The organism is Gimesia maris (assembly GCF_008298035.1).
In the GTDB taxonomy this organism is placed as follows: domain Bacteria; phylum Planctomycetota; class Planctomycetia; order Planctomycetales; family Planctomycetaceae; genus Gimesia; species Gimesia maris.
On the sequence record NZ_CP042910.1, the window covers coordinates 1596454 to 1622443 of the forward strand.

The 25990-nt window shown below is 50.0% G+C and carries 20 protein-coding genes; 13 read left to right on the forward strand and 7 right to left on the reverse strand.

What is annotated here, in order from left to right; all coding sequences use genetic code 11:
* The first annotated feature begins 73 nt into the window (after positions 1-73).
* Entirely contained in the window at positions 74-928 is an 855-nt protein-coding gene (locus GmarT_RS06055) for a hypothetical protein (RefSeq protein ID WP_149302482.1), read from the forward strand.
* Between the two features lie 42 nt (positions 929-970).
* Here GmarT_RS06055 and GmarT_RS06060 read toward each other — a convergent pair whose 3' ends face one another.
* Entirely contained in the window at positions 971-2596 is a 1626-nt protein-coding gene (locus GmarT_RS06060) for a sulfatase family protein (RefSeq protein WP_149302483.1), read from the reverse strand.
* 411 nt (positions 2597-3007) lie between these two features.
* Here GmarT_RS06060 and GmarT_RS06065 point away from each other — a divergent pair, with 411 nt between their 5' ends.
* The 5 genes from GmarT_RS06065 (at position 3008) to GmarT_RS06085 (ending at position 8444) form a co-directional block, all read left to right on the forward strand.
* Positions 3008-3469: a tetratricopeptide repeat protein gene (locus GmarT_RS06065; protein ID WP_002649851.1), complete on the forward strand. Its 462-nt coding sequence runs from the start codon at positions 3008-3010 to the stop codon at positions 3467-3469.
* Between the two features lie 456 nt (positions 3470-3925).
* A complete protein-coding gene (locus tag GmarT_RS06070; RefSeq protein WP_315853676.1) occupies positions 3926-5083 on the forward strand; it encodes a DUF6655 family protein in 1158 nt (385 codons plus the stop codon).
* Between the two features lie 426 nt (positions 5084-5509).
* Positions 5510-6028 carry a tetratricopeptide repeat protein gene (locus GmarT_RS06075; protein ID WP_149302485.1) on the forward strand — a complete coding sequence of 173 codons (519 nt, stop codon included), beginning with the start codon at positions 5510-5512 and terminating at the stop codon, positions 6026-6028.
* A 164-nt stretch (positions 6029-6192) separates the two neighbouring features.
* The gene (locus GmarT_RS06080; protein WP_002649471.1) at positions 6193-7665 is read left to right on the forward strand and encodes a sulfatase family protein; all 1473 of its coding nucleotides are present in this window, start codon (positions 6193-6195) and stop codon (positions 7663-7665) included.
* 95 nt (positions 7666-7760) lie between these two features.
* Positions 7761-8444 carry a 3-keto-disaccharide hydrolase gene (locus GmarT_RS06085; RefSeq protein ID WP_002649470.1) on the forward strand — a complete coding sequence of 228 codons (684 nt, stop codon included), beginning with the start codon at positions 7761-7763 and terminating at the stop codon, positions 8442-8444.
* Positions 8445-8546: 102 nt separating this feature from the next.
* On the opposite strand, the gene GmarT_RS06090 is transcribed toward GmarT_RS06085, so the two are convergent.
* Positions 8547-10301, reverse strand: coding sequence for a proline--tRNA ligase (locus GmarT_RS06090; RefSeq protein WP_002649469.1), 1755 nt, complete (start codon positions 10299-10301; stop codon positions 8547-8549).
* Positions 10302-10678: 377 nt separating this feature from the next.
* Between GmarT_RS06090 and GmarT_RS06095 the strand changes: the two genes are divergently transcribed.
* The 6 genes from GmarT_RS06095 (at position 10679) to gcvT (ending at position 19165) form a co-directional block, all read left to right on the forward strand.
* The gene (locus GmarT_RS06095; protein WP_002649468.1) at positions 10679-11650 is read left to right on the forward strand and encodes a 3'-5' exoribonuclease YhaM family protein; all 972 of its coding nucleotides are present in this window, start codon (positions 10679-10681) and stop codon (positions 11648-11650) included.
* A gap of 4 nt (positions 11651-11654) precedes the next feature.
* Positions 11655-13931, forward strand: coding sequence for a ribonuclease R (rnr, locus tag GmarT_RS06100; RefSeq protein WP_002649467.1), 2277 nt, complete (start codon positions 11655-11657; stop codon positions 13929-13931).
* Positions 13932-14307: 376 nt separating this feature from the next.
* Positions 14308-15072: a succinate dehydrogenase cytochrome b subunit gene (locus tag GmarT_RS06105; protein ID WP_002649466.1), complete on the forward strand. Its 765-nt coding sequence runs from the start codon at positions 14308-14310 to the stop codon at positions 15070-15072.
* 76 nt (positions 15073-15148) lie between these two features.
* The gene (locus GmarT_RS06110; protein WP_002649465.1) at positions 15149-17080 is read left to right on the forward strand and encodes a fumarate reductase/succinate dehydrogenase flavoprotein subunit; all 1932 of its coding nucleotides are present in this window, start codon (positions 15149-15151) and stop codon (positions 17078-17080) included.
* Positions 17080-17841, forward strand: a complete 762-nt coding sequence (locus GmarT_RS06115) for a succinate dehydrogenase/fumarate reductase iron-sulfur subunit (protein ID WP_002649464.1) — start codon at positions 17080-17082, stop codon at positions 17839-17841. Before GmarT_RS06110 ends, GmarT_RS06115 begins: the two co-directional genes overlap by 1 nt.
* Before the next feature lie 226 nt (positions 17842-18067).
* A complete protein-coding gene (gene gcvT, locus GmarT_RS06120; protein ID WP_002649463.1) occupies positions 18068-19165 on the forward strand; it encodes a glycine cleavage system aminomethyltransferase GcvT in 1098 nt (365 codons plus the stop codon).
* 103 nt (positions 19166-19268) lie between these two features.
* On the opposite strand, the gene GmarT_RS06125 is transcribed toward gcvT, so the two are convergent.
* Positions 19269-20312, reverse strand: a complete 1044-nt coding sequence (locus GmarT_RS06125) for a fatty acid desaturase family protein (protein WP_002649462.1) — start codon at positions 20310-20312, stop codon at positions 19269-19271.
* Positions 20313-20845: 533 nt separating this feature from the next.
* On the opposite strand from GmarT_RS06125, the gene GmarT_RS06130 reads away from it, so the two are divergent.
* Positions 20846-21112: a hypothetical protein gene (locus GmarT_RS06130; protein WP_002649461.1), complete on the forward strand. Its 267-nt coding sequence runs from the start codon at positions 20846-20848 to the stop codon at positions 21110-21112.
* Between the two features lie 140 nt (positions 21113-21252).
* On the opposite strand, the gene GmarT_RS06135 is transcribed toward GmarT_RS06130, so the two are convergent.
* The 4 genes from GmarT_RS06135 to GmarT_RS06150 all read right to left on the reverse strand — a co-directional run bounded on the left by GmarT_RS06135 (position 21253) and on the right by GmarT_RS06150 (position 25984).
* On the reverse strand, positions 21253-22506 hold the full coding sequence (locus tag GmarT_RS06135) for an MFS transporter (protein WP_002649460.1): 1254 nt from the start codon (positions 22504-22506) through the stop codon (positions 21253-21255).
* 397 nt (positions 22507-22903) lie between these two features.
* Entirely contained in the window at positions 22904-23728 is an 825-nt protein-coding gene (locus GmarT_RS06140) for an ABC transporter permease (RefSeq protein WP_052301294.1), read from the reverse strand.
* 47 nt (positions 23729-23775) lie between these two features.
* Entirely contained in the window at positions 23776-24807 is a 1032-nt protein-coding gene (locus tag GmarT_RS06145) for an ABC transporter ATP-binding protein (protein WP_002649458.1), read from the reverse strand.
* Positions 24808-24919: 112 nt separating this feature from the next.
* Positions 24920-25984, reverse strand: coding sequence for a beta/alpha barrel domain-containing protein (locus GmarT_RS06150; RefSeq protein ID WP_002649457.1), 1065 nt, complete (start codon positions 25982-25984; stop codon positions 24920-24922).
* Positions 25985-25990 lie beyond the last annotated feature (6 nt).

Below are 25990 nucleotides of genomic sequence, written 5' to 3' on the forward strand. Positions count from 1 at the left end.
CTGCATGACTTACAGTTGTCCTCACCTGTATAATCCGAGTTGCGATTCTGGAAAGAGGAGTATTTCAACGACTGTGATGAATGAATTATTTGAGGAAGAAATTCGATTTAACCTGGCGAGTCGTCCTAACTGGGAGCAGGGGGCATCGCATCGCAATTTAATCACAGGATATCTGACAGACCTGGCCGATTCTTCCCGGGGGCGATTATGTGTGCTGGGGGCGGGAAACTGTAACGACCTGGATTTGCAGAAACTGTCGCAAGTGTACAGCGAAATTCATCTGGTAGATCTGGACGAATCTGCATTGAGATACGCTGTTGATTTTCAGTCGGTCTCTGAAAATCCGGCGATCTGCCTGCATGTGCTGGATCTGACCGGAGTTGGTGACATGCTGGCAGCTTATAAATCGGAGCATCGTCAAGGGGAGGGCGATCTGCGGAAGATTAGGGACGCGTTATCTGAGTCTCCCGAATGGAATCTTCCCGGCCCTTTTGAAGTGGTCTGTTCCACTTGTATCTTGAGTCAGCTGATTCTTCAGGTTGTACATGCCCTCGGCGAGACCCACCCCCAGTTTGAGGAACTGATGGTTGCGGTGCGCGAGCAGCATTTCCGCACCGTGCTGGATTTGATTGGCAAGGGGGGCGCGGGACTCATTATCAGTGACTTTGTCTCTTCGGAATCTGCAGCAGATTTGAAGGATGTTCCCGATTTTCAATTCACCCAGTATTTGTCTCAGCTGCTGTCATCACGTAATTTTTTTCACGGCGTGCATCCGGGACTGTTGTTTGCGCAATTGAAAGGCAAAGCGCCGCTGGCAAAACTGGTTCAAGATGTCGAGATGCTGCCTCCCTGGCGCTGGGACCTGGGCACGCGTCAATATGCCGTCGCTGCACTCCGCTTTCGCCGTCTTACAGGCGACCAGGGATGATGCAGGCATCTTTAGTCCGGTCGCAGCTTCAACCTCCCGGAATCATTTTTTTCCAGCGGGTTTCTTTTTTCGTGCGGCCCCACTTTTTCTCGGTTTGAGACGTAGTGAAGGTGGATCTTTCTCCACAGAACCTGTGTCATCAGGAACCTGATATTTTGCCTGCAGCAGCTTCAGTTCCGCTTTCAGGTTTTTGACCACCTGGGCATATTCCGGTTCTGAGTAAACGTTTTTCATCTCCCGGGGATCTTTCTCCAGATCGTAAAGTTCCCATTCACCAAGATTGTAGAAATCGATCAGCTTATATCGCTTTGTACGGACCCCGTTGTGTCGGCGGACCATGTGAGCGGAACGTCGATCATTGTAGAATTCATAGTAATGGTAATAGAGGCTTTCACGCCATTTCACCTCTTCCCCTTTGAAGAGAGGTACCAGACTGACTCCCTGCATATCAGCAGGGATCGGTGCGTGGGCCAGGTCCAGAAAGGTTTCCGCGAAATCCAGGTTGGATACCAGGTCGTTATTCACACTGCCGGGTTTGATAACGCCGGGCCAGCGTGCCAGCAAAGGCATCCGATATGACTCTTCATACATGAATCGTTTGTCAAACCAGCCATGATCTCCCAGGTAAAAGCCCTGATCAGACGAGTAGATTACGACGGTATTCTTTGCCAGGCCTGACGATTCCAGGTAGTCCAGCATGCGACCCACATTCTCATCGACAGAGGCAACACATCTGAGATAGTCCTTCATGTAACGCTGATATTTCCAGCGTACCAGATCTTTTCCCGTGAGATTTGCTTTGCGAAATGCTTCATTTTTGGGTTCATATGCGGCATTCCATGTTGCCAGCTGTTCGGGGGTCAGATTGGTGGGGGGAGTTAATTTCAGGTCAAACGGAGTCATCGTTTTGGCGATGGTCATATCCTGCTGATGGGCTGCAGTGCCGCGACCTTCATAATTATCAAACAGGTTATCCGGCTCCGGGATGGTCACATCGTCATACATGTGGAGGTATTTGGGTCCGGGTTGCCAGTTACGATGTGGTGCCTTGTGTTGAAACATCAACATAAAAGGTTTGTCAGGATCGCGATCATTTTTGAGGTAGTCGAGTGCCAGATCGGTGATGATATCCGTGGTGTACCCTTCGTGTTTGACACGTTCCCCGTTCTTGATCATCGGCGGGTTATAATAAGGCCCCTGTCCAATCAGAATTTCAGAATAGTCGAAACCCGTCGGGTCGGAGGCCAGATGCCATTTCCCGACAATCGCAGTCTGATAGCCATACTTTCGGAGGATTTTGGGGAACGTCTGCTGCGCGCCGTCAAATTTGTTGCCGTTCTGTTTGAAGCCATTCAAATGACTGTGTTTGCCGGTCAGAATGACTGCGCGACTGGGACCACAGATACTGTTCGTGCAGAAACAGTTGTTAAACCGCATGCCTTCACGGGCGATGCGATCCAGGTTCGGGGTCTCATTGACTTTCGAGCCATAACAACTCATGGCATGCGAGGCATGATCATCGGTGAAGATAAACAGAATATTAGGGCGGCCTGGTTCCGCGGCAGCACTCTCTGACTGTGGGCAGATGATCAAGTGAGACAGAGTGAGCAGCAGGCACCACACTAATGAAAAGCAACATCGAACAGCAGGTTGGCAGTGTGACAGCATAAGGTTCATCCTCAGTCTCGTAAGAAGTCATGTCACCGGTAAAGGCTTGTGAATTAGGTGCTCACTATCATGCAGGTTTCTCAAGCGAAGTGCAAGTTTTCGCATGGGATTGCGTCAGCTTCGAATAATACCCGTTTTATAGATCGGGAGATGTAGATGTTACAGAAACAGTCCGGGTAGAAACTGCATTTTGGTTGATCCTGAATATACGAAGTGAAATTTCTCTGTGGTTGAAGGTGTTTCACAGTCTTGAGATAGGTAAAATCCTCATCCGTGGTATTCCATTTGGTATGGAGGTTGCATTTATAAAATCTATCGAGTCAGCGTTTCAGAGGATTGAGACGTTTTTGGAAACAACATCGCAGCCGGGCAATGGATTGCTTGCCCCACCGGTAAAAAAAGGAATTGATTATGTTTGACAACGTTTCTCCCAAAGTAATTCACAAAATTATGGCCGCCGAGGGATACCTGGAACTGGGGATGCCTATTCAGGCCCTGGATGCCCTTACTTCTTTAGAAGATGCGGGTCCCCTGGAAGCCATGCGTCTGTTTCTCACAGGGGAAGCTTACCTGCGTCAGGAACGATATCAGGAGGCGATTGACCCTCTTCATCAGGCAGCACGCCTGTTTCCTGTCATGGAAAGTCGTAAAGCCTGGAGTGCCTTGAGCGAATGTTTTCGCCTGGGGGGCTATAAGGAACTGGCAGAGGTCGCCTCACTGACGGCTGAAGCAGTGGAAGAGATCGAAGCGAGCTGTGAAGTCCTGTGTTTGACACGGGACCATGGATCATCCTGGAACTGGCCCGATTCTGTTTCCCGGATGACCGAATTTTCATTGTCGAGTCGGGGTGTGAGTCCCCGCATTCCTCGTTAAAAAACCAAAAAACACAGAGTTTTTTGAGTAAACCTGTGTTTGTTGTTTTGATATAAGTCTATATGAAGATGTAGAATACGTAAATTATTTTAAGATCAAAATCATATTTGAGTTTCACGATGTGTTCGCTATACTTTGGCCCTCGGGTGATTACTTAACTCCTCTCATTTAAGAAATCATCCCGGCATGGACACCTGCCTTGCTCTGTAGCCCATACAGAACGAGTCAGACTTACCTCCTGGTCAAAGTTCCTTCCTGGTTCTGGCCAACTTTCCCACACAACTATCAACATCAAATACAATCAAAGAGTCAATGCGTATATTGATCTCTGTGGTTACGTATGGCTGTTGTATTTCACACTGTATTTCCGGGCTGCTGCCTGTCGGGATTTTTCCCGCTCAGTCGGTGGAAATCGTGTCGACGAACTTTGTGCTGAAAAGACGATCGCCAAGACTCATGTTTGATTTTAATCGGTGCCTTACTAATCGCATTCAGGGCTGTCTGCTCATTGGACTGCTGATCCTGTTATCAGGCTGCGGAAAGATGATCAGCAACAGTGCGACAGAGCAGTTACTGACATCCGATGCCGTCGACCAGACCATCTCCCGACTTGATTTCAGCACACTGGCAAATAAAAAAGTCTTTTTTGATACCACTTACATCAAGAACGTCAAAGAGGCCGGTTTTGTCAACGGAGACTATATCATCAGCTCATTGCGACAGCAGATCGTCGCCGCCAACTGCCTGATTCAGGAGAAGAAAGAGGAGGCGGACTACGTCATTGAGGCGCGCGTCGGCACTTTGGCTACGAATAGCCACGAAGTAAATTATGGAATCCCGGCCAGTAATATGCTTTCCTCCGCGGCGACACTAATGCCAGCCGCACCAGCAATTCCTACCATCCCCGAAATCTCGCTGGCGAAGAAGAGCAATCAGTCGGCCGCTGCGAAAATCAGTGTGTTCGCCTATAACCAGAAAACACGTGAACGTGTCTGGCAGTCAGGAGTCCTTCAGTCCAAGAGTACCGCCCGTGATACGTGGATCTTAGGAGCAGGACCTTTTCAACGCGGTACCATTTACAAAGAGGGAGCCCAGTTTGCCGGGGCCAAAATTGAAATCCCATTGGGTAGTGGCGAGGAATTTGCCAATGACAGTACTGTGGATTATCTGGAGTCGGCCCGTTTTGTTGAAACTCCGGTGAAATCTGAGATCAAACAGGAAACGAAAAAACGGGATGTCAAAACGCTGGAAGAATGGATCAAAGCTGAGACAGCCGGCAAAGAAAAGAAAAAAGAGGCTTCTGCTAAGAAGTCAGATCAACCGAAAATCGAACCTGTAGCAGCAAAAAAGACACAGGCTGCCGGGAAGTCCACCAAGCAGGCCAAATCACAACTTGAGATCGAGCCCTCTAAAATAAAAACGGTTCTCTTCTTACAACCGGAAAAAGCCAACGGACATCACGACTGGCTGCAGGGAGATACGTCTCGAATCTCAACAGTGTGGCCCCAAAGTCCTGAGGAAGTTCAGAATGCGCCTGTCACCGCTCCAGAAGAGTCTGAATCGCAGGAAATATTTGAAGTCGATGAAACGTTTCGCAAAATAATTTCCGAATAAACACCGTTTTGTACGTAAGTATCCACAGTGACCTGACAAATCAGTATGTCGGGCAGCCTTGTTTCAGTTTGAGCTGGCGCGAACCGGTTTCCCTTCTGTCTTGTCTAATGAAAAGCCCTGCGGTTGTACAACTTTGGAGCAATCTGCCACCAGTTTGATGCCAAAACAACCGCCAAATTGGCACTGTCGAGTTCTGGTTTACAGATCATGAGGCGGTATAAGTTATTTTGTGTGAATGCTTTAGGTTTATTTCAATAGAAGCGGAGGCAGATTTGGCACATTGTGTGCGGTAAAATTGATCCAGCGGGCTTTGAATTGCGTTTTTAAGTACAACAAATAATGTGAATGAGCCCTGAGGTGTTGATTTCCCATATATTCAACCCAGTGACACTCACCAATGAGATGGTGAAACGGGAGGTATTAAAAATGATGATCCCTCGAATTCCTCAAAAAACAGTAAGACAACTGATGGCCGCTGAAGGTTATCTTGAACTGGGTATGCCTCGACAGGCGCTCAGAGAACTGGATCAGATTATCGATCCGGGATCGTTAACTGCCTCGTATTCTTTTTTACGAGGGGAATCTTTAAAACGAGTCGGACGCTACTCCGAAGCGATTAAACCTTTACAATACGCGGCTGATTTATTGCCGATACCACATAGCCAGTTGCCCTGGAAATCTCTGGGCGCCTGTTATCGCGAAAGCGGCCAGAGTGATCTGGCAGACAGTGCTGAGAAAACCGCTGATGAAATTGCATCAGAAGCAAATATTCATCTGCGATTTGAACCTTTGGGGTCTCAGTTCAACCCTGTCGTAAAACATCAGGTACACCTGACGATTTCGTTTGAACCTGCTGAAGAGGAAGAACAGACGGAAACAGATGAAAACCTGTTTCTGGATAAAGAAGAACCGGAAGATTTTGGCATTGATCCCGAAGTCGATTAACTCTGCCTTTACTAACTATTGTTATGAAATTGATTGCCTGGAACTTAGCATCTGAATTCCCTCCTCATGATTGAGAAGTCTGACCTGTTGTAGTACTGTAGAGTCTACAGTGTCTGGCAGGTCGAGACCTGAATTCTCTAATTCTGAATGAGGTAGCGTGCATCATGCAGGTTCGATTTTCTTTCTTGAACCATCTCTTTTATCTGTTGGCAGCTTTTCTGCTGGCATCTCTATTTCAGTCTGAGCGCATTATTGCTGCTCCGCCTAACATTGTCATGATCCTGGCAGACGATGTTTCCTGGAACGATCTGGCGTGCTACGGCCATCCGTCCCTGCGAACTCCCAATCTGGATCGACTGGCCAAAGAAGGTCTGCGGTTTGACAATGCCTATCTGACGATCAGCAGTTGCAGCCCGAGTCGTTGCAGTGTGATTACCGGTCGTTATCCCCATAACACGGGTGCTCCGGAACTGCATACACCTCTTCCTCAAGGTCAGGTGCTCTTTCCACAGTTATTACGTGATGCCGGTTACTATACGGTGATCTCAGGTAAACAGCATATGGGTAATTATGCATTGACCGCCTTCGATCTCGTCTCAAAAGGGAAAGGACCGGGACGCGAAGCAGACTGGGTTCCCATTCTGAAAAAACGTCCCAAAGACAAACCCTTTTTCTGCTGGTTTGCATCCGTCGATGCCCACCGCGCGTGGCAGGCATCCAAAGAATATCAGCCCCATCAGCCTTCCGAAGTCGTTGTTCCTCCCTATCTGATTGACTGTGAAGAAACACGCCGTGACCTGGCACAGTACTACGACGAGATCAGTCGCATTGATTATTTTACCGGCCGGATCCTGGATGAACTGGATGCCCAGGGGATCGCTGATAATACGCTCGTCCTGTTTTTCTCAGACAACGGCCGCCCCTTTCCACGCTGTAAAACCCGACTGTATGACAGTGGCATTAAAACACCACTGATTGTCCGCTGGCCCGCAGTCATTAAAGCCGGTGGTGTGAGTAACAGTCTGGTCAGTTCAATGGACATCGGCCCTACATTTCTGGAAGTGGCAGGTGTACCCCTCGATCCACGCATTCAGGGCGTCAGTTTTGAAAAAGTCCTCAAACAGCCGGAATCGAAAGTGCGTGACTTTGCCTTTGCTGAACATAACTGGCATGTCTTTAAAGCCCACGAACGGATGGTGAGAAACGGTGACTGGCTTTACATTCGAAATGCCTGGCCAGAGCAGCGCAACCTGTGTGTCGAATCGATAGAATTCCCTTCAGGCGAAGTGCTCTGGGAACGGTTCAAAGCGGGGCAACTGAATGAATTTCAGCAGGACGTTTTTTTAAAACCTCGTCCACAGGAAGAACTGTATCGGGTTTCAGAAGATCCTTATCAGTTCCATAATCTGGCGTCGAAACCGGAGCATGCCGCGGAACTGGCTCGGCTCAGGAAAGCCCTCGATCAATGGACGGTTCAAACCGGAGATACCATTCCTGAGACTCCGACTCCCGATCGAAATCAGCGTCCGGGAGAACCGAAACCTCCCGAATTTGAACATCGTGAGATGCCCGGTGATGCAAAGCAGGCTCAGAAGATTAATGCGCCCGGACCTGTCCTGTCCTCGTCGATCGATTGAACAATTCTGTCTGCCTGAGAAACGCATTTCGCTGAACCAGGCTTTTGAACTACTTACGAAGAACTATCAACATTGTGATTATTTGGGAGAGAAAAATGAAACGACATTCCTTTCTGGGATTAGGTGTAGCGTTATTAGCTGTTGTCAGTCTGAGCGTCAGTCTTCACGCCGGCGCAGACTCCGGTTGGGTGAGCCTGTTTGACGGGAAAACACTTAATAACTGGGTTCAACACAATGGAACTGCCACCTATATGGTGAAGGATGGCACGATTGAAGGCACAACCTCAGAAGGCAGCCCGAATTCGTTTTTGTGTACGAAGAAAAACTATGGTAATTTCGAACTGGAATTTGAAGTTAAGGTTCACAATAACCTGAACTCCGGCGTCCAGATTCGCAGCCAGCAGGAGAACGGAGATGGCCGCGTAAATGGCCCTCAGGTCGAAATTGAAGCCAGTGGCGATAATGGTGCAGAAGCCGGCTACATCTATGGTGAAGCGATCAAGTACGCTGGCAAAGGTATTGGCTGGATGACCCCGGAAGACAAGCGTACGCCCCACAAGAATCTGAAGGATGGCGAATGGAACCAATTCCGGGTTGTCGCCAATGGTCCCAGAATCCAAACCTGGGTCAACGGGGAGCAGGTATCAGATCTGGTCGATGAGCGTGTTTATAAATCTCATCCCACAGGATTCATCGGCCTGCAGGTTCACGGAATCAAAAAGGGAACCGGTCCTTATTCCGTTGCCTGGAAAAACATTCGGATCAAAGAGCTGAAGTAATCCGGCTTCGATGAAAGATGGAATTGCTAACAGGCCGGCAGAGTGAATCTCTCTGCCGGCCTGTATTTATTATGGAAAGTCGCTTATTGCGATATCAGCAATTCACTCAGGGACATTCGCCGCCTGATACTCTTCTGCCTTGCGTGATTCCAGAGCTTCAAGAACAGGCCTGATGCCTGCATCAAGGGCGATCATCTCTGCATTTTCAGCAGTCCGCCACTTGGTTTCGATTTCTCCCTTCTGCAGCCCCTTACCGCCGATGACGACCCGATAGGGAATGCCGATCAGGTCCGCGTCTTTGAATTTAACGCCGGGCCGGGCATTGCGATCATCAAACAGGACATCAACGCCGGCTGCTTTAAGTTCGTTGTAATAGCGTTCCGCAGTCTGCATGACTTCGTCGTCTTTTACGTTCAACGGAATTACCAGCACTTCATAGGGGGCAATGGAAAGGGGCCAGATGAGGCCGTTCTCGTCGTGTCGTGTTTCTGCCAGACCTGCGACGATGCGATTCACGCCAATCCCGTAGCAACCCATGATGATCGGATGCCGCTTTTCTTTTTCGTCCAGAAAGTTGGCATCCAGGGCTTCCGTGTATTTGGTTCCCAGTTTGAACACATGGCCAACTTCGATGCCATGCACAATTGTCAGTGGTTCGCCACTCTTAGGGCAGGGGTCGCCCGCTTCGGCATTTCGCAGGTCGAAGGTGGTTTCCAACTGGTAGTCCCGGCCAACATTCACATTCAGGTAATGGGCGTCCGCTTCGTTTGCGCCGGTGATTGCGTTTTCGATGACCGGGACATCATGGTCGGCGATGATTTTACATTTGATACCAACCGGTCCGGCAAATCCGGTTGGTGCGTTTGTCACCTGCTGGATGGTCTTGTCATCGGCTAACTCGACTGAGCTGGCCGACAAGGCGCGGCGGATTTTGCCTTCGTTGGCTTCGTGATCGCCGCGGATCAGAACGGCCACAGGTTCGCCGTCCGCCAGATAAATCAGGGTTTTGATCATTTGAGATGGTTCACATCCCAGGAGTTTGCTGACCTGTTCAATGCTGGTGGCTTCGGGAGTGGATTTTTTCTCCAGGGCGGCTGCATTGCTGCTGGTGACGATTTCCGGTGAAGTACGACCGGTGTCGGCTCGTTCCATGTTGGCTGCATAACCTGAAGCTTCACAGTAGACGATCGAATCTTCACCGTTGTCGGCGGGGATCATGAATTCATGCGAAGCGTCGCCGCCAATCGGACCGCTTTCTGCTTCGACAGGGAGGTATTTCAGACCACAACGGGCAAAAATCCGGCAGTAGGCGCGGTACATGCGGTCGTAGATTTCGTCGAGCTGTTTTACGGAAGAGCTGAAGCTGTAGGCGTCTTTCATCAAAAATTCGCTGGTACGCAGGACGCCGAAGCGGGGGCGTTCTTCGTTGCGGAATTTAGTCTGAATCTGATAGACCGTCAGAGGCAACTGTTTGTAGCTGCTGATGCAGTGACTGATGAGATCGGTGACCACTTCTTCGTGGGTCGGTCCAAGTGCCATGGGAATCTGTCGATTTCCCCGGGGAACATTGAACTGAATCAGCACAGAGCCGAAGGCTTCTTTTCGCTGTGTGCGTTCAAACAAGCCGATCGGTTGCAAGGCAGGCATGTGGAGTTCTGCGGCCCCGGCGGCGTCCATTTCTTCACGGACAATCTGCGCGGCTTTCTGAATTGCCTTCCATCCCAGTGGGAGATAAGTATAGGCGCCCGCCATCAACTGGCGGATCAGACCGGCTCGTAACATGAGCTGATGGCTGGGAATCTCCGCATCAGCGGGAACTTCTTTGATGGTGGGGATCAGAGTATTCGACCAGCGCACGTTATTTCCTTAAGTATCTGATGAGAAAATATTTATGAAGTCGTATCTGCGCCCTGGGAGAGGCAACAGTCAAACTGGACACAGTCTAGCAGAACCGATTCGTCTTCAAAAGGTTCGGACTTGTTCGGAGTGAAAATATTCCCGTGGCTCTAAGTTCCATGAGATCAGGGGTTTATTGAGTTTCGTCACGGATCGGAAAGATCGTGATTAGGGAATGGGCGGGCATCATTTCAGGCAAATGGTAGAGACTTTCAGAACGGACTGGTGTCGGACTTGTTGAGTAGAATGGAACGGCTTAAGATCGTTCCATTGTGTTTCTTAGCGAAACTTAAGATCGACAACAGCGTTTTAAAAGTGATTCTGAAAGCCGAATCGAGATGTCTCGACAAAATATAAATCAACTCAAGGATGGTGATACAGTCAATGAGGTTTATCTGTTAGTTGATAAGCAGTTACGTGCAAATCGCAATGCCAGCCTGTTTCTGTCGGCCGACCTGCGGGATTCGACGGGGGTCGTGAATGCCCGGATGTGGAATGTGCTTGAAGAGCGGATGCAGCATTTTCAGTCGGGCAATTATGTGCAGGCCAAAGGGAAAGTGCATCTCTTTCAGGGGACCCTGCAGATCATTTTGACTTATATTGAGCCGGTCTCTGCAGAAAACCTTGATCCGGCAGATTTCCAGCCACAGGCACCCCAGGATGTACAGCTACTGCTGACGAAACTGCGCGAGATGCTGCTGGGAATCGAAAACAATGAAATCCGTACGCTGATGGAATGTTTCCTGGTCGACGAAGCCTTGATGGATGAATTTTGCCGAGCCCCCGCGGGTGTGAAAACCCATCATGCCTATCACGGCGGCTTGATCGAACATGTTGTCAATCTGATGGAAACGGCGCAGCGCATTTCTGACCTCTATCCCAAAGCGGATATGAGTCTGCTGCTGGCGGGGGTCTTCCTGCATGACCTGGGCAAGGTCCGGGAGCTCGGATATGAAAATGAATTTATCTATACGGATGAAGGTCAGTTGCTGGGACACCTGATCATTGGCGTCGAGATGCTGACCGAGAAAATCCGTGCTTATCAGGAGATGACAGGCGAATCGTTTCCCAAAGAAGCAGAGTTGCGTCTGAAGCACATGATTGTCAGTCATCATGGGACCTATGAGTTCGGCAGCGCGCGTCTGCCGATGACACCGGAAGCAGTGGCATTGCATCATCTGGATAACCTGGATGCCAAAGTGAATGAGTTTGCGAGATTCATTGACGATGATCTGAATTCCACATCAAACTGGACCCCTTATTCGCCCCGCTTGCAGCGAAAATTGTTCAAGGGAATAACCGAGGATTGAGGTCATGCCCGACTTTGAGAAGAAAATTCTCGATTATGTGAACAGAACCGGTTACACACCGGTGCGTGAAAAGGCACTGCTGAAAAAAGTAGGGGGCTCAAAATCAAGTTCTCCGGAATTTGAACAGGCGATGGCCAACCTGCGATCCCGCAAGGAGATCCTGATTTCCGATTCCGGGCTGATCCGACCTGTTAAAAAGGAGGGCTGGATCGCCGGTACAATCAAGAAAACAAATTCCGGTGCCGGCTATCTGATTCCTCATCATAAACCGGATGATATTGCGCATGATCAGCGACATGCCGGGGATCTCTACATCTCGGAACGCGATCTGGGTGATGCACAGACCGGTGATGAAGTGTATGCGACGGCCATCAATCGCCAGCGGAGTGGGGGGCAGATTTGTGGCCGCGTGGTAGAGATAATCGAACGGGCATCGACGACCTTTGTGGGTACCTATTTTGAAACACAGGGGGAAGGTTATGTGCACGTGGACGGCAAAATCTTCAATTCGCCGATCCATGTAGGTGATCCCGGGGCCAAGGGAGTGCGTTCGGAAGATAAAGTTGTCATCGATATACTGCACTTTCCTTCTAAAAATTACCTGGGCCAAGGCGTCATTGCCAAAGTACTCGGGCCTCATGGAAAAGCTGGTGTCGACCTCTTGTCGATCATCTACGAGTTTGGGATTCCTCTCGATTTTCCAGAGGAAGTTCTGGCTGAAGCGCGCGAGCAGGCCAGCCTGTTCGACGAAACAAAACTCGGGAATCGACGTGACCTGACCAGAGAAACGATTGTGACCATCGATCCTGCGGATGCGCGTGATTTCGATGATGCGATTTCCCTTACACGGGATGAAAAAGGGCACTGGCTGCTGGGGGTACATATTGCAGATGTGGCGCACTTTGTCAAAGAGGGTTCCCTGTTGGATCGCGAGGCCAAACACCGAGGTACCAGCGTTTATCTGCCAGGCAGAGTGATTCCAATGTTGCCAGAGATCATTTCCAATGGCCTGGCCAGTCTGCAGGAAGGGCAGGTTCGGTTTACCAAATCAGCTTTCATCGAATTCACTCCAGAAGGGATTCCCGTTCATACCGAATTTGCCAATACCGCGATCAAAGTGAAGCAGCGATTTGCCTATGAGCAGGTATTGCCTATTGTCCAGGAGCGGGATGATGAAGGGAAACACGTTTCAGCAGAAGTGCGTGAACTGCTGAAAAACATGTATCAACTGGCAATGATGTTGCGGGGACGCCGCTTTTCTGCAGGTGCTCTGGAATTGCATCTGGCCGAAGTGAAGTTGACATTTGATGACAAGCATCGTGTTACCGGTGCCGTCGAACGTGAGCATGATGAAAGTCATCAGATCATCGAAGAATTCATGCTGGCTGCCAATATTTCAATTGCAGAAGCGTTTCATGATCGTGGATTACGTTTTTTGCGTCGCGTCCATCCTTCTCCAGAAATGCCTCGTCAGCTCGCATTTGCCGAATTCGCGAACGCCCTCGGGTTTACCCTGAATAAAGTCCAGAGTCGCAAAGATCTGCAGAAGCTGATTAATGAAGTTCATGGAACTCCTGTGGAGCAGGCTATTAATTACGCATTGCTCAGGAGTCTGAAGCAAGCGGAATATACAGATAAGGAGTTAGGGCACTATGCGTTAGCCGTTGATCATTACTGTCATTTTACCAGTCCGATCCGTCGTTACCCCGATTTAACCATACATCGCATGATCGATGAAATCCTGGAACGACCGGATAAAGGAAAAGGGCAGAGCCCGCAGGGACTCCGTCAGCTGGGGCATGAACTGTCGTTGCGGGAGCGTCGCGCAGAATCTGCCGAACGGGAACTGACAAAGGTCAAACTATTGACCTGGATGATCGATAATAACATCAGGACGCTGGAAACCATGATTACCGGGGTGGAAACCTTTGGTATGTTCTGCAGGGGAACGGATGTGCCTGTGGAAGGTTTGCTGCACATCAGTCGTCTGGGGAAACATGATTATTTCCATCAGGAAGTTCCCAAATTCAGTATCGTGGGAGAACGGACTGGCCAGGAGTATCGCGTAGGTGATCTGTTGACGGTCGAAGTCGAGAAGATTGATCTGGACCGCCGCGAGCTGGATTTTCGACTGCCTCGCCCCAAGCAATATGGGAAGACAAAAAAGAAGGGATCTGGTGCACCGGAAAAGAGAGCTCCTGCCGGGGCTGCGAAGTCAAAAAAGAAAGAGAGTGTGCGCAAAGCCAAATCAAAGAAGACCCGGAAGAAAAAACGAAAATAAAGAGCAATTGATCAAGGGTAACGAAGAACAGCGTGGAAGTAACCGATGTAATAGTGCAGGGCTTCCCTGTTCTGAGAATAGAAACTCACTTTCTGGAATTGAATCGAAATAATATGGGGCATGGCTTGAAAATATTCGAATTGCTTCTAGAAAACCTAAAATTTTGCAAAAGCATCTAAGTTTATAATTATGTAATGATTGATGTTCGAAGGCAAAGAAATATAATAACTTAAGTAAAGTCTCTAATTTAGAATCAGCCAGTTGGCATTCTGAATTATGGCCAGTGGAGTGATTGACAGTCAGTTACTCGCATCAAAATTATTTATCACAATCTTATTCATGGTGTGCCTCTGGGTATCCGTGTGAGAGCTAGATTATGGTGACGAAAACAGCTGAGAAACAGCAACCCTCTCCGACAGCCGGCGGAAAATCAGCGACAAAATGGATCATGACCTTACTGTCGTCTTCGCTGGGTCAAAAGTTTGTGATGGGGATTACCGGACTTTTACTCTGTAGCTTTCTGGTAGTGCATCTGGCAGGGAATCTGCTCGTGTATGTGGGAGCAGATGCCTACAATTCCTATGCGCACGATTTGCACAGTATGCTGCTGCTGCCGGTCGCAGAAACAGGTTTGTTTCTACTGCTGTTTGCACACATCGCTCTGGCTTTCAAGCTGACCAGTGACAATCGTAAAGCGCGACACATCAGCTATCATGAGAAACAGAGTAAGATTGAAGAGCCTCCCTCTTTTTTTGGAAAAACTCCCATGGGACGTACCAGTTCCTGGATGTTTCTTTCCGGCTCGATCATTCTGATTTTTCTGATCGTGCATATGATTGATATGAAACTGCACCTGAATCCTGCGGTAGCTTATACCGTTGAAACACCGGAAGGAGTCGTCGAGGCGGATCCTTACAGCATTATCGTTCAAGTGCTCGGCAGCTGGAGTGCTGCTGTTTATATCATCGGGACGATCATTCTCGGGTTCCACTTATCCCATGGTTTCTGGAGTGCATTTCAGTCACTGGGTCTGAATCATCCCAAATATACACCCTGGATCAAGAAGTTTGCGATTCTGTTTGCAGCAGTAATTGCCATCGGTTTTGCCAGTCTGCCCATTTGGGGATTATTTATTCATTAAATGTCTGAGATTCAGTTCCGATTGAACTCGCGCATTATTTAATAGTTCAACAGTTTCCGTTGTGAAGGTTTACATCATGGCCGAGGCGGCTACCACGGTTTTAAATTCTCGCGTTCCTGAAGGGCCGATGGCCGAGAAATGGGATCGTTGCAAGAAGGAAATGAAGCTGGTTAACCCGGCGAACAAGCGCAAGAAAAAAATCATCGTAGTCGGTACCGGGCTGGCAGGTGCATCTGCTGCGGCGTCCCTGGCGGAACTGGGCTATCAGGTTCAGTCCTTCTGTTTTCAGGATTCGCCACGTCGAGCACACAGTATTGCTGCCCAGGGCGGAATCAACGCTGCCAAGAACTATCCCAACGATGGTGACAGTGTGTGGCGACTGTTTTACGATACTGTCAAAGGGGGAGACTTCCGCAGCCGCGAAGCCAACGTGCATCGTCTGGCACAGGTCAGTAATAACATTATCGACCAGTGTGCGGCACAGGGAGTTCCTTTTGCCCGCGATTATGGCGGAACCCTGGCAAATCGTTCGTTCGGTGGTGCCCAGGTGTCTCGCACATTTTATGCCCGCGGACAGACCGGGCAGCAGCTGTTGCTGGGAGCCTACAGTGCCCTGATGCGACAGGTGGGCGCCGGTCGTATTCAGCTCTTTCCTCGACGGGAAATGCTGGACCTGGTCAAGGTTGATGGTGTCGCCCGGGGGATTATCGTCCGCAACCTGATTACCGGCGAATTCGAAAAATATTCCGCGGACTGCGTTCTGCTGTGCACCGGGGGGTATGGAAACGCATTCTATCTGTCGACGAATGCCAAGGGATCCAATGTAACCGCAGCCTGGCGCTGTCACAAACGGGGTGCCTTTTTTGCAAATCCCTGTTACACGCAGATCCATCCGACGTGTATTCCCGTCAGTGGTGACTATCAGTCCAAGCTGACACTGATGAGTGAGAGCCTTCGAAATGATGGCCGGGTCTGGGTGCCTCAAGTTGCCGGTGATCAACGTCGTGGAAATGAGATCCCGGACAGCGAACGGGATTACTACCTCGAACGTCGTTATCCTGCGTTTGGTAACCTGGTGCCCCGTGATGTGGCTTCCCGTGCTGCTAAGGAACGTTGCGATGCCGGTTACGGGGTTGGTTCAACCGGACAGGCCGTATTCCTGGACTTCCGCGATGCGATTGCCCGCGATGGTCGTCATGCGATTGAAGCCAAGTACGGTAACCTGTTTCACATGTACCACAAGATCACAGGCGAAGATCCTTACCAGGTTCCGATGCGTATTTATCCTGCCGTGCATTATACGATGGGCGGGCTCTGGGTGGACTATCATCTGCAGAGCACTATCCCCGGTCTGTTTGTCCTGGGGGAAGCCAACTTTTCGGATCATGGTGCGAACCGCCTGGGAGCGTCGGCTCTGATGCAGGGCCTCGCAGATGGCTACTTTGTGGCACCTTATACCACGGGACACTATCTTGGTTCGCAGAATCTGCCTTCCGTTTCGACTGATGATGAAGCATTTACGGAAGCCATGGCGAATGCCCAGGACTGGAATGCAAAAATTCTGGGTGTGCAGGGAACCCGTTCCTCAGACAGCATCCATCGTGAACTGGGACACATCCTCTGGGAATACTGTGGAATGTCACGGGAACGACAGGGGCTGGAAACAGCGATGGGCAAAATTAGTAACCTGCGAGACGAGTTCTGGTCCAGCATCAAAGTGATCGGCCAGGGTGAGCAACTGAATCAGAACCTGGAACATGCCGGCCGTCTGGCCGACTTCCTGGAGTTCGGTGAGTTGATGGTGCGAGACGCGCTGGTTCGGGAAGAATCCTGCGGCGGACATTTCCGTGAAGAGCACCAGTCTCCTGAAAATGAGGCATTACGTGACGATGAGAATTTCTGTCATGTGACGGCCTGGGAATTCACGGGAGTAGGCAACGAGCCTGTGGAACACCGTGAGCATTTAGAATTTGTCGAAGTACCTCTGGCTACGAGGAGTTATAAATAATGAGCGAGACACTGGATCTGACGCTCAGAGTGTGGCGACAACCCGGCGCAGATGCCGTGGGCCAATACGTGGAATACAAGCTGACCGGGATTTCGACTCATATGTCCTTCCTGGAAATGCTGGACGTCCTGAATGAGCAACTGCATGCCAAAGGCGAAGAGATGATTGCCTTTGATCATGACTGCCGCGAAGGGATTTGTGGCATGTGCAGCCTGATGATCAATGGTCAGGCACACGGGCCGGATACCGGGACGACCACCTGTCAGCTGCATATGCGTCGCTTTAAGAATGGTGATACGATTGTGGTCGAGCCCTGGCGTGCTCAGGCATTTCCGGTCGTGCGTGACCTGGTGGTCGACCGCAGTGCCTTTGATCGCATCATCGAGAAAGGGGGCTATATTTCGGTCAGTACCGGAAATGCTCCCGAAGCCAATGCGATTCCAGTGCCCGCGCCCGTTCAGGAGACTGCGATGGATGCAGCGGCCTGCATTGGCTGTGGTGCCTGTGTCGCGGCCTGTAAGAATGCCTCAGCGATGCTGTTTGTTTCTGCCAAAGTTTCCCACTTATCAACGCTGCCTCAAGGCAAGCCAGAGCGAGACAGTCGCGTCCAGAATATGGTGGCGCAAATGGATCTGGAAGGATTTGGCAACTGCACGAATACAGAGGAATGCTCGGCTGCCTGTCCGGCTGAGATTTCGGTCTCGAACATTGCCCGCCTGAATCGCGAATATATGCGTGCCAAGCTGTGTGCAAAGGAGTAAGCTGCGTTTGATTTTGAATCATTAATTCGAAAGCGAGGTCTGCTTAATCGTCGACCTCGCTTTTTTTATAATGAAAGAGTCTGGGAAATTTCAGATTCCCGGAGTGTGTTGATTGCGAGATTCCAGCCGAGCTTCCACAATAGATGCGCCTTGTGATCGACGGCGAATCCGCCTGTTTTTGATGATCCATTCAGTCTGTAACAGCCAATAGAGAAGAGAGAAGTCCGTGTCCGATTCATTATTATATACTGCCTGTCATCAGTGGCATGTCGACCATGGTGGCCGTATGGTCGATTTTGCGGGCTGGGAAATGCCTTTGCTCTATTCCAATATCACCACAGAACATCAGGCAGTCCGTAATGCGGCAGGACTGTTTGACATTGCCCACATGGGACGGCTGTTTTTCACCGGGCCCGATGCGTGCCGTTTCCTGGATCGGTTGTTGACGAACAGCGTGGAATCGCTCAAGCCGGGACAGATTCGCTATTCGCTGGTCACAAATGAATCCGGAGGCATTCTGGACGATGTACTGGTCTACCGTTTCTCTGACTTTTATATGCTGGTGGTGAATGCTTCCAATCGTCTGAAAATCGTGGACTGGATTGAAGGGCAGCGGAGCGGTTTTGATGTTCGGATTGAAGATCAGACCCGTGATAAATTCATGCTGGCATTACAGGGCCCGCAGTCGTTGGCGATTCTCAATCCCCTGGTGGAAGCAGAACTGAGCGAAATCAAATATTATTACGGGATTGAAACCAGGGTCTCAGGTGTTGACGCGCTGGTCAGTCGCACGGGCTATACCGGCGAAGACGGCTTTGAAGTCGTACTTGATCAGTCGGAAGGAGCGGCGCTCTGGGAGCGTTTGATCGCCGGGGGAGAGCCCTCGGGACTGATCCCTGCTGGCCTGGGATGCCGGGATACTCTGCGACTGGAGGCGGCGATGCCTTTGTATGGTCATGAGCTGGATGAATCGACCGATCCTTATACTGCGGGGCTGAATTTCGCAGTGAAACTAAAGGCCGCTGATTTCATCGGGAAAGAGGCATTGATCGCTGCCAAGGCACGCGATGATCGAAAAGTCCGTGTTGGTTTTACCCTGGAGGGGAAGCGGGCAGCCCGTGAGGGTTCGCTGTTGTTCTCAGGAGATCAGCAGGTGGGGATGGTGACATCCGGGTCCTTCTCACCCACCCTGGATCTGCCGATCGGGATGGCTTACGTTGAAGCCGGATTCGCCGATGCAGGGCAGATTCTGGAAGCAGATATCCGAGGCAAACGATACCCTGTCAATGTGACTGAGCTGCCTTTTTACAAACGCGACACTTAGGCAACTTCAGGTGAGAGGCGTGCAATGTCACTGATTGCCCGCAGTTAAAGTGCCATGTATCAGTTAAATGCACGCCAGGTGTTCAGGCTTGCCCGCGTAGAGGTTAATCGACCGGTTTGGTGACGAGATCGTCATCGGCGATCACTTCTTTGGCGACATCCTGTACAAAGTTGTCAATCTGCTTCTTTTCTTTTCCTGGTGGTGGAGCGCCTGCATTCATGCCCACACCGGGTTTGAAGAGAAAGGCAGGCGCCATATCGATGATTGCACCCCAGTAGGTCGTGAACACAGGATATTTGACATCCGGGTTTTTTTCCTGATAGTCATCCATCTTCTGCAGCAACAGGTTATGCGCTATACGTGGATGGCGGTGATGAGGACCATGCACAAAGATATCAAAATTGAAGTAGGTACAAAGCTTAGTAATCAAATTAGAGCCGACGACGGTACGGGTACCCAGCATGGGGTCGTAACTGCTCATGCCCAGGTGTTCGGTAAATTTACGTGTATTCTGATAAATACCAGCCAGGTAATGGGGCAAAAACCAGACACGTGCCAAGTCCCAGAGTACACCGTAGTATGCACACAATCCTAATACAGAGCCCCAGAAGAGCACCATGACTGCATATTCATAACGAATCGTCTGGCGGACTTTGGGGTCCGTAAGCGGGGAATCTTTATGCCAGAAGATGCGACCGTAAATATACGGCGCCATAAACAGGCCCATCCCCAGATCGAACCAGATAAAGATTCTGCGGAACCGCAACGAAGTATTGGGGTCTGAATAAGGCCAGAGCTCCCAGTCGCTGGGTTTATTGAGATAGGCATGGTGACGAATATGACTCTCACGATAGACGGTGTAGGGCACAAACATCGCGGTCCCCAATACACGACCCAACCAGATGCTGGCATTTTTGGAACCAGACAGGGTATGGTGAGAGCATTCGTGGAAACAACTGGTCCAGCAGAAAAGGCAATATGAGGTAAAGAGTGTCCAGAAAATCTGCCACCCGATTGCCTGACTTGGCCAGTAGACAGCCAGGCACCAGAGCCCTATTAATCCCAGGGGTAAGAATAAAAAACGAGGAATCGTCGTTTTTTCTTCGAGATCTTTTAATTCCTGCTCAGTAAATTGTGTGACGGACACGTTTCGCTCCGGACTTATGAACTATCAGCACTTTTTCTAATAGATGATTCAAACAGTTGTGAGTATCAGATAGTGATTACATTAGATACTGCTGAGAACGCATAAAATGTTACTCCCAGAAAATTGGTGAGTCAACTAATCAGAACTTTCGGCCATTTGTTGTGAATACTATATGATGTCTTATCGTCTAAATCCCCGGTTGCGCTTATTTTTAATCCGGGTAAAATGCAATATTTATGCGAAGTGGGTATTTTACGTTAATTGTAACGACTTGGGAGTGCGGATTTAGCACAATTTTTAGAGATTCTCTTAACTGGAACCCTCATTCGAGCTCAGGATACTTTTTCTCTTCCCTTTTCAGGGGGCAGATGCATAAAATCAATCATTTCAATTTGTTGCGACAGAGTATAAATTTTAGTCAGTCTCGGGAACTTTTAAACCGATAAAAGTCTTCTATATCTCAGTTGCAATAAGCCTGTCAGGCATTCCAGTCCGTTTTGAGTTGAAGTGATCACAGGAGTCTCGTTTTTCAGATGGCCGATTATTCAAATTACCAAAAAGACGTGATCAAACGTTACTATGACAATCGAGATTCAATTGATCAACAGCGGTTGTCTGAACTTTGCACCAATCTCTTTCTGACGGAAGGCAAGAAGAAAGCCAAACTCTGGGAAAAAGCACAGGAACTGATGGAGCGACTCAATGTTCCGGCTTCGAGGATTGATCATGTTCTCAAATCAGAAGATCCTGCGGTTCTGGCTGAAGTCGTGAAAGATATAGAATCCGGAGCTATTCGCTAAAACGCGTCACATTTAACCAGAGCGTCTCCCGATTCGGGATTCTCGATCCTAATGGCCCTGGAGATGTTACAGTAAAACCGAACACAGTCTAAAGCCGGACACCCTGTTTGCTTCTGATTGCGGACTCCAGGGCGAATTGATCAATCAATGGCTTCTTCGAGAGAGGGGCAGAACTCCTGTTGTTGTGGAACAGCGATGTCTTTACTCAGGCTGTGATTGGCAGTCAATGTGTAAACGGTGGCAGTCAGCGTCATCACAGACGCCGAAGTATAGAACATGGGAGTAAACCCCCAGCGGTCAATAATGCTTCCCAGAATCGGGGCAAAAATGATGGCACCTGCATCAAAAAAGCCCAGCACGATCGTTGTTCCTGTTCCCCGGTAATGTCGGGGAAAGGATTCGGTTCCCAGTGAAACAACCGCCGGGAAGAGCAGGGCGTGTCCAAACCCACACAGGATGGAAGGACCGATTAACTGCCATTCTTCAGTAATGGAAGGCAGTATCGTGTGGCCGATGGCGTGTCCCATCAATCCCAGTGTGATCATTTTATTGCGTCCGACAGTTTCACCCCAGCGTCGTGTCACAATCCGAATCACGAATGCGGAGACAGCATAACCGGCGAAGAAGGTACCGATTCCCCCCAGTTCTTTCTGGGAGACGAACCGCGTCAAAAAGACGCTGATGACGGTAAAGCTGAGTCCCATCATGATGGCGACGACGACAACCTGTCCGGGCCAGTAACGGAACAGCAGCTGATGGGCGGCTGGTGTGACCCTGGGTCTGCGGTGAGTATCATTGCTGGTGACATAAATGACGATTGCAAAATAACAGAGCCCCAGAAAAGCGGGGATACCGAACAAGGCATAAAACTGGGCATTCCCGGGTGCAAACGAGCGAAGCATCCAGTCGCTGGTCTGGGTCCCCAGAATCATGCCGACAAAGCCACTGCTGCCGAGACTGCCAATAACTTCCGTTCGACGGTGCTGAGGAACTTTCTGCTGGATATGGACCACAGAGCAGGTAAACATTCCGGCAATCCCCGTGGCAAAACACATGCGTAACGCGAATATTTCCCATCCCAGCGATCGGCAGACGGTCATACCTCCAGCACCAACGACAAAGATCAAAGCAGAGAGTGCCCAGAGTCGGCGCACTCCATAACGGTCGATGCCCTGTCCCAGAAAGAAGCGGGCAATCAAGGCGACAAAGACACCACAGCCAACGATATCGCCGACCAGTTCTTCGGTTCCTCCGAGATAGGTGATCAGATCTGCGAAACGGAATGTAATGGCGTTCGCGGTGACCAGCATGACATTTGCCAGATAGCAGAGCCAGAATAACCCGTTATAGATGGGTTCCTCTTCATCAGTAGGGATAATAGGAGTAATAGACATTTGATTAATTTTGGTTAGGACATATTGACGTATTCAGGACCAGACAGCTCTGAAAACTGCCTGTATTTAACTGCATTTACGAAATCAGAAACCCTGCCCGACAGGAATGGATTTCAGGACTGTCTTAAATTCGTAATTGAGGCAGCAGGCGGGTACAACGACTGGACACAAACCGGCTGAAACTAGTTCGTTACCCAGGGAGGGAGAAGAGACTCTCGTTCAACAAACTGACACTTGTGAAGAAAGTGCCCTGAACCCTTTGAAATGATTTTAGCAGACTGGCGGGGATTCGTCTAAGGGGGAAAACCGGAAAGTTGACGGTCCAGGCAGTCCAGTTACGCAAAAACGGGATGATATTAAGTATTCATTAAGATCATAAATCCCTGAATTGAAGGATTTATCCCCCGAAGGCGCTATAACGGCGGATACCGCGCTGAAAGGCAATGCGATTTAGAGAAAACAGGACGATGATCCAGACGACTTCAATAGACAATTCGAAAATCAGTTCCTGATGGGTATATTTACCCAGAATGACAGTTCCCGGGAAATACGCCAGGTACTTGAACGGCAGCATCTGCATCCAGCTGCTCAGGGGTTCCGGAAACAGGTCGAGGGGAATCATATGTCCGGAGAGAAAATAATTCAGCATCATATAGATAAAGATCAGCGAACTGACTTCCAGGAACCAGAATGCGATCAAGCCGATCAGTGATTCGATTAAAAATCCGACAAGAAATGCCATCAACAGCGACAAGACCCAGACGGTAACCGTAAATGCATCCGGCCAGCCGACGAAGTAGTCGCGACAGAGGTAGAAGAGTAGAATGAACGGACCGATTGCGACCATGTAATAAACCAGCTTATGAGCCATCCGGGCCCAGAACAGATAGCCCAGCATGTCGATGGGCTGAATCAGGTATTTTTTGATCGTTCCATCCCGCACATCATTGGCGATGCCATTGGCCAGGCCGGGCATGCTGGAAAATGCGCGACCAACCATTACCAGCAGGTAATAGGCGACCATCTCTTTGTAATTATAACCTTTGATCGAAGCGACTGGATTCGTCGAATGGATCCCGTAAATGGCACCCCAGAGGAATATCTGTGTGACGATGGGAAGGAACCGTACGAATGTGGCAAAGACAAAGTCTCCCCGATAAACGAGGCGTTCCTCGATCGAGGTCTTTAGGATAATCCAGTGAGTTCGCAGGCTGGCAATCATGAGGCTGTTATCAACAGGAACGAAATCCAAATCGGAAGCGGGTGGTTTTAATCGGAGGCAGACTGCAGGAGACTCTGTTCGTCCTGCAGACGCCGGGCATCGTTTTTCTGCTCGGTAAATACTTCTGCGATGACTTCTTCGAGGGGTCTTTCCTGTACGCCTACATCCAGAATGCGATACTTGGAAAGCAGGTTCGACAGGATTTCCGGTATTTTGTTGCGGGGAACTTTCAACTTCACACGTGGTGCCTCATTTTCAATGACTTCTCCCCATTGTGAAAAGTCACGGGGCATGTCATCGCCATCAAATTGCACGTCCATGATCTTATAGTTGCTGAATCGGTCCAGGATATCACTGAGGGGGCCATCATGTTTAATCTGCCCCTGATTGATGATGACGGCACGTTTGCAGAGGGCCTCCACATCTTTCATGTAGTGACTGGTCAGGACAACCGTGGTTTTCTGTTCGATCTGGTAATATTTCAGGAACTCCTGCACACGGCGCTGCGAAACCACATCCAGGCCGATCGTGGGTTCATCCAGGAGCAGTACGTCCGGTTTATGCAGCAATGCCGCAATCAGTTCCATTCGCATCCGTTCTCCCAGAGAGAGCTCCCGTACAGGCTGCCCGATTAGATGACGGACTTCGAGCAGGCTGGTCAGTTCGTCAATACGGCGTTCATACTGTTGCGGATCGATGCGGTAAATCTCTTTATGCAGCCGGAACGATTCCTGGGCCGGCAGGTCCCACCAGAGCTGGTTTTTCTGTCCCATGACCAGGGAAAAACGACGTCGATATTCATTTTCCCGCTTCCAGGGGATATGTCCCAGTACCGTGGCTTCTCCAGCAGAAGGGAAAATGAGGCCAGAAAGCAGCTTGAGGGTGGTCGTTTTTCCTGCACCATTTGGACCGAGAAAGGCCACAATTTCGCCTTGTTCGATTGAAAAGCTTACATCGGAAACAGCGTGAACCGTTTTGTAGTCGCGCCGCCACAGTCCCTTGATTGAGGCGAAGACTCCCTCATTTTTCTGGTAGACTTTGTAGGTTTTTTCCAGGTTTTTAACAACAATGGCATTCATGTCCTCATCTTACGGTACCCGTGGTTGCTGGTCGAGCGACAAACCGGGGGATTCAGAAAAAACGCTGGCGCAAGTGAAACTTAATGTGTCTGCCAGGTTTTCTGAAAAATGATCAGGAGGTGGCAGCCAGCTCTTTGCGAATCTGACAGGCGATCAGGGGATCACACATGGCAGCCGTCGCCAGATGTGTGGCGTTGGCGCCGGCTGCCAGGAACGTCCGCACATCACTGGCAGAACCAATACCGCCACAGGAAATCAGATCGGGGCGGGGTTGGTCGGCGGGGAGTTCAGCGATCAACTCTGTAAACAAACGCAGTTGATTCAGCGAAGCTTGTCTGGTTGCTGCACCACAAATTCCACGTTGTTCTCCCGAGAAGAGTGGCGTTCCCTGATCATCGACGACCGTTGTTGCCACACTGTTGGTCATGACAATTCCTGCAGCAAAAGGAAGTACGGCCTGGAGAAACGCATGGGCCTCCGCTTTTTGCGACAGGTGGCCGATTTTAATCAGGTAGGGAACCGTTCCTGATACCGCTTTGACACGACTGGCAACAAGTGCCGCTGCCTCGGGCTGCTGGTAAAGCTGGCCATCACGGGTGCAGACATTCGGGCAGGAGAAATTGGTTTCCACGCAGTCGGCACCACTTTCGATGGCCCATTTTGCACAGCGCGCATAATCGTCGGCCAGATCTTCCAGTGACCAGTCGGGTTGCAGGCTGCCAACGACAGAGACGGAGAGCCGTTTTTCTGCCGACAACTGTTTGCGGGTCTGTTCCACATCGCGACGCCACACATCAGGTTCAGCAGAAGGCATCCCAAAGGAGACCGCCCAGCTGCCCTGCATTTCTGCTGAGAGTTTCACCGCGGTTTCAGTACCTTCGAGTGAGGAAGTCTGCACCGGTTGCAGATTGGGCAAGGGATAGCAGGCGCGGGAGGAGGAACGTACCGTTTTATAGGTCAGTACATCAAAGCCAAGACTGGCATAATACAGCACCCATTTCCCATTTAATAAGGGACCAGCGGGAATCCCCAGTGGAGAGGGAACAGGCAGACCGCAGAATGACCAGCAACCGGGAAAAGAGGGTACTTCCCGATCAACGGGCTCGGGGGCGTGCTTGTAATTCCACTCGTAAGTCTGCTCTGGAAGATAGCGGGGCAGGTGCTGTGTGTTCGGCATGGTGGA

Excerpts from the sequence above, each read along its gene's own strand:
- GmarT_RS06060 (WP_149302483.1), bottom strand. The coding sequence starts at position 2,596 with ATGCTGTCACACTGCCAACCTGCTGTTCGATGTTGCTTTTCATTAGTG.
- rnr (WP_002649467.1), top strand. The coding sequence starts at position 11,655 with ATGCCCGACTTTGAGAAGAAAATTCTCGATTATGTGAACAGAACCGGT.
- GmarT_RS06105 (WP_002649466.1), top strand. The coding sequence starts at position 14,308 with ATGGTGACGAAAACAGCTGAGAAACAGCAACCCTCTCCGACAGCCGGC.
- GmarT_RS06130 (WP_002649461.1), top strand. The coding sequence starts at position 20,846 with ATGGCCGATTATTCAAATTACCAAAAAGACGTGATCAAACGTTACTAT.
- GmarT_RS06110 (WP_002649465.1), top strand. The coding sequence starts at position 15,149 with ATGGCCGAGGCGGCTACCACGGTTTTAAATTCTCGCGTTCCTGAAGGG.
- GmarT_RS06095 (WP_002649468.1), top strand. The coding sequence starts at position 10,679 with ATGTCTCGACAAAATATAAATCAACTCAAGGATGGTGATACAGTCAAT.
- GmarT_RS06070 (WP_315853676.1), top strand. The coding sequence starts at position 3,926 with ATGTTTGATTTTAATCGGTGCCTTACTAATCGCATTCAGGGCTGTCTG.
- GmarT_RS06080 (WP_002649471.1), top strand. The coding sequence starts at position 6,193 with ATGCAGGTTCGATTTTCTTTCTTGAACCATCTCTTTTATCTGTTGGCA.
- GmarT_RS06115 (WP_002649464.1), top strand. The coding sequence starts at position 17,080 with ATGAGCGAGACACTGGATCTGACGCTCAGAGTGTGGCGACAACCCGGC.
- GmarT_RS06145 (WP_002649458.1), bottom strand. The coding sequence starts at position 24,807 with ATGAATGCCATTGTTGTTAAAAACCTGGAAAAAACCTACAAAGTCTAC.
- GmarT_RS06065 (WP_002649851.1), top strand. The coding sequence starts at position 3,008 with ATGTTTGACAACGTTTCTCCCAAAGTAATTCACAAAATTATGGCCGCC.
- GmarT_RS06085 (WP_002649470.1), top strand. The coding sequence starts at position 7,761 with ATGAAACGACATTCCTTTCTGGGATTAGGTGTAGCGTTATTAGCTGTT.
- GmarT_RS06150 (WP_002649457.1), bottom strand. The coding sequence starts at position 25,984 with ATGCCGAACACACAGCACCTGCCCCGCTATCTTCCAGAGCAGACTTAC.
- GmarT_RS06135 (WP_002649460.1), bottom strand. The coding sequence starts at position 22,506 with ATGTCTATTACTCCTATTATCCCTACTGATGAAGAGGAACCCATCTAT.
- GmarT_RS06075 (WP_149302485.1), top strand. The coding sequence starts at position 5,510 with ATGATGATCCCTCGAATTCCTCAAAAAACAGTAAGACAACTGATGGCC.
- GmarT_RS06140 (WP_052301294.1), bottom strand. The coding sequence starts at position 23,728 with ATGATTGCCAGCCTGCGAACTCACTGGATTATCCTAAAGACCTCGATC.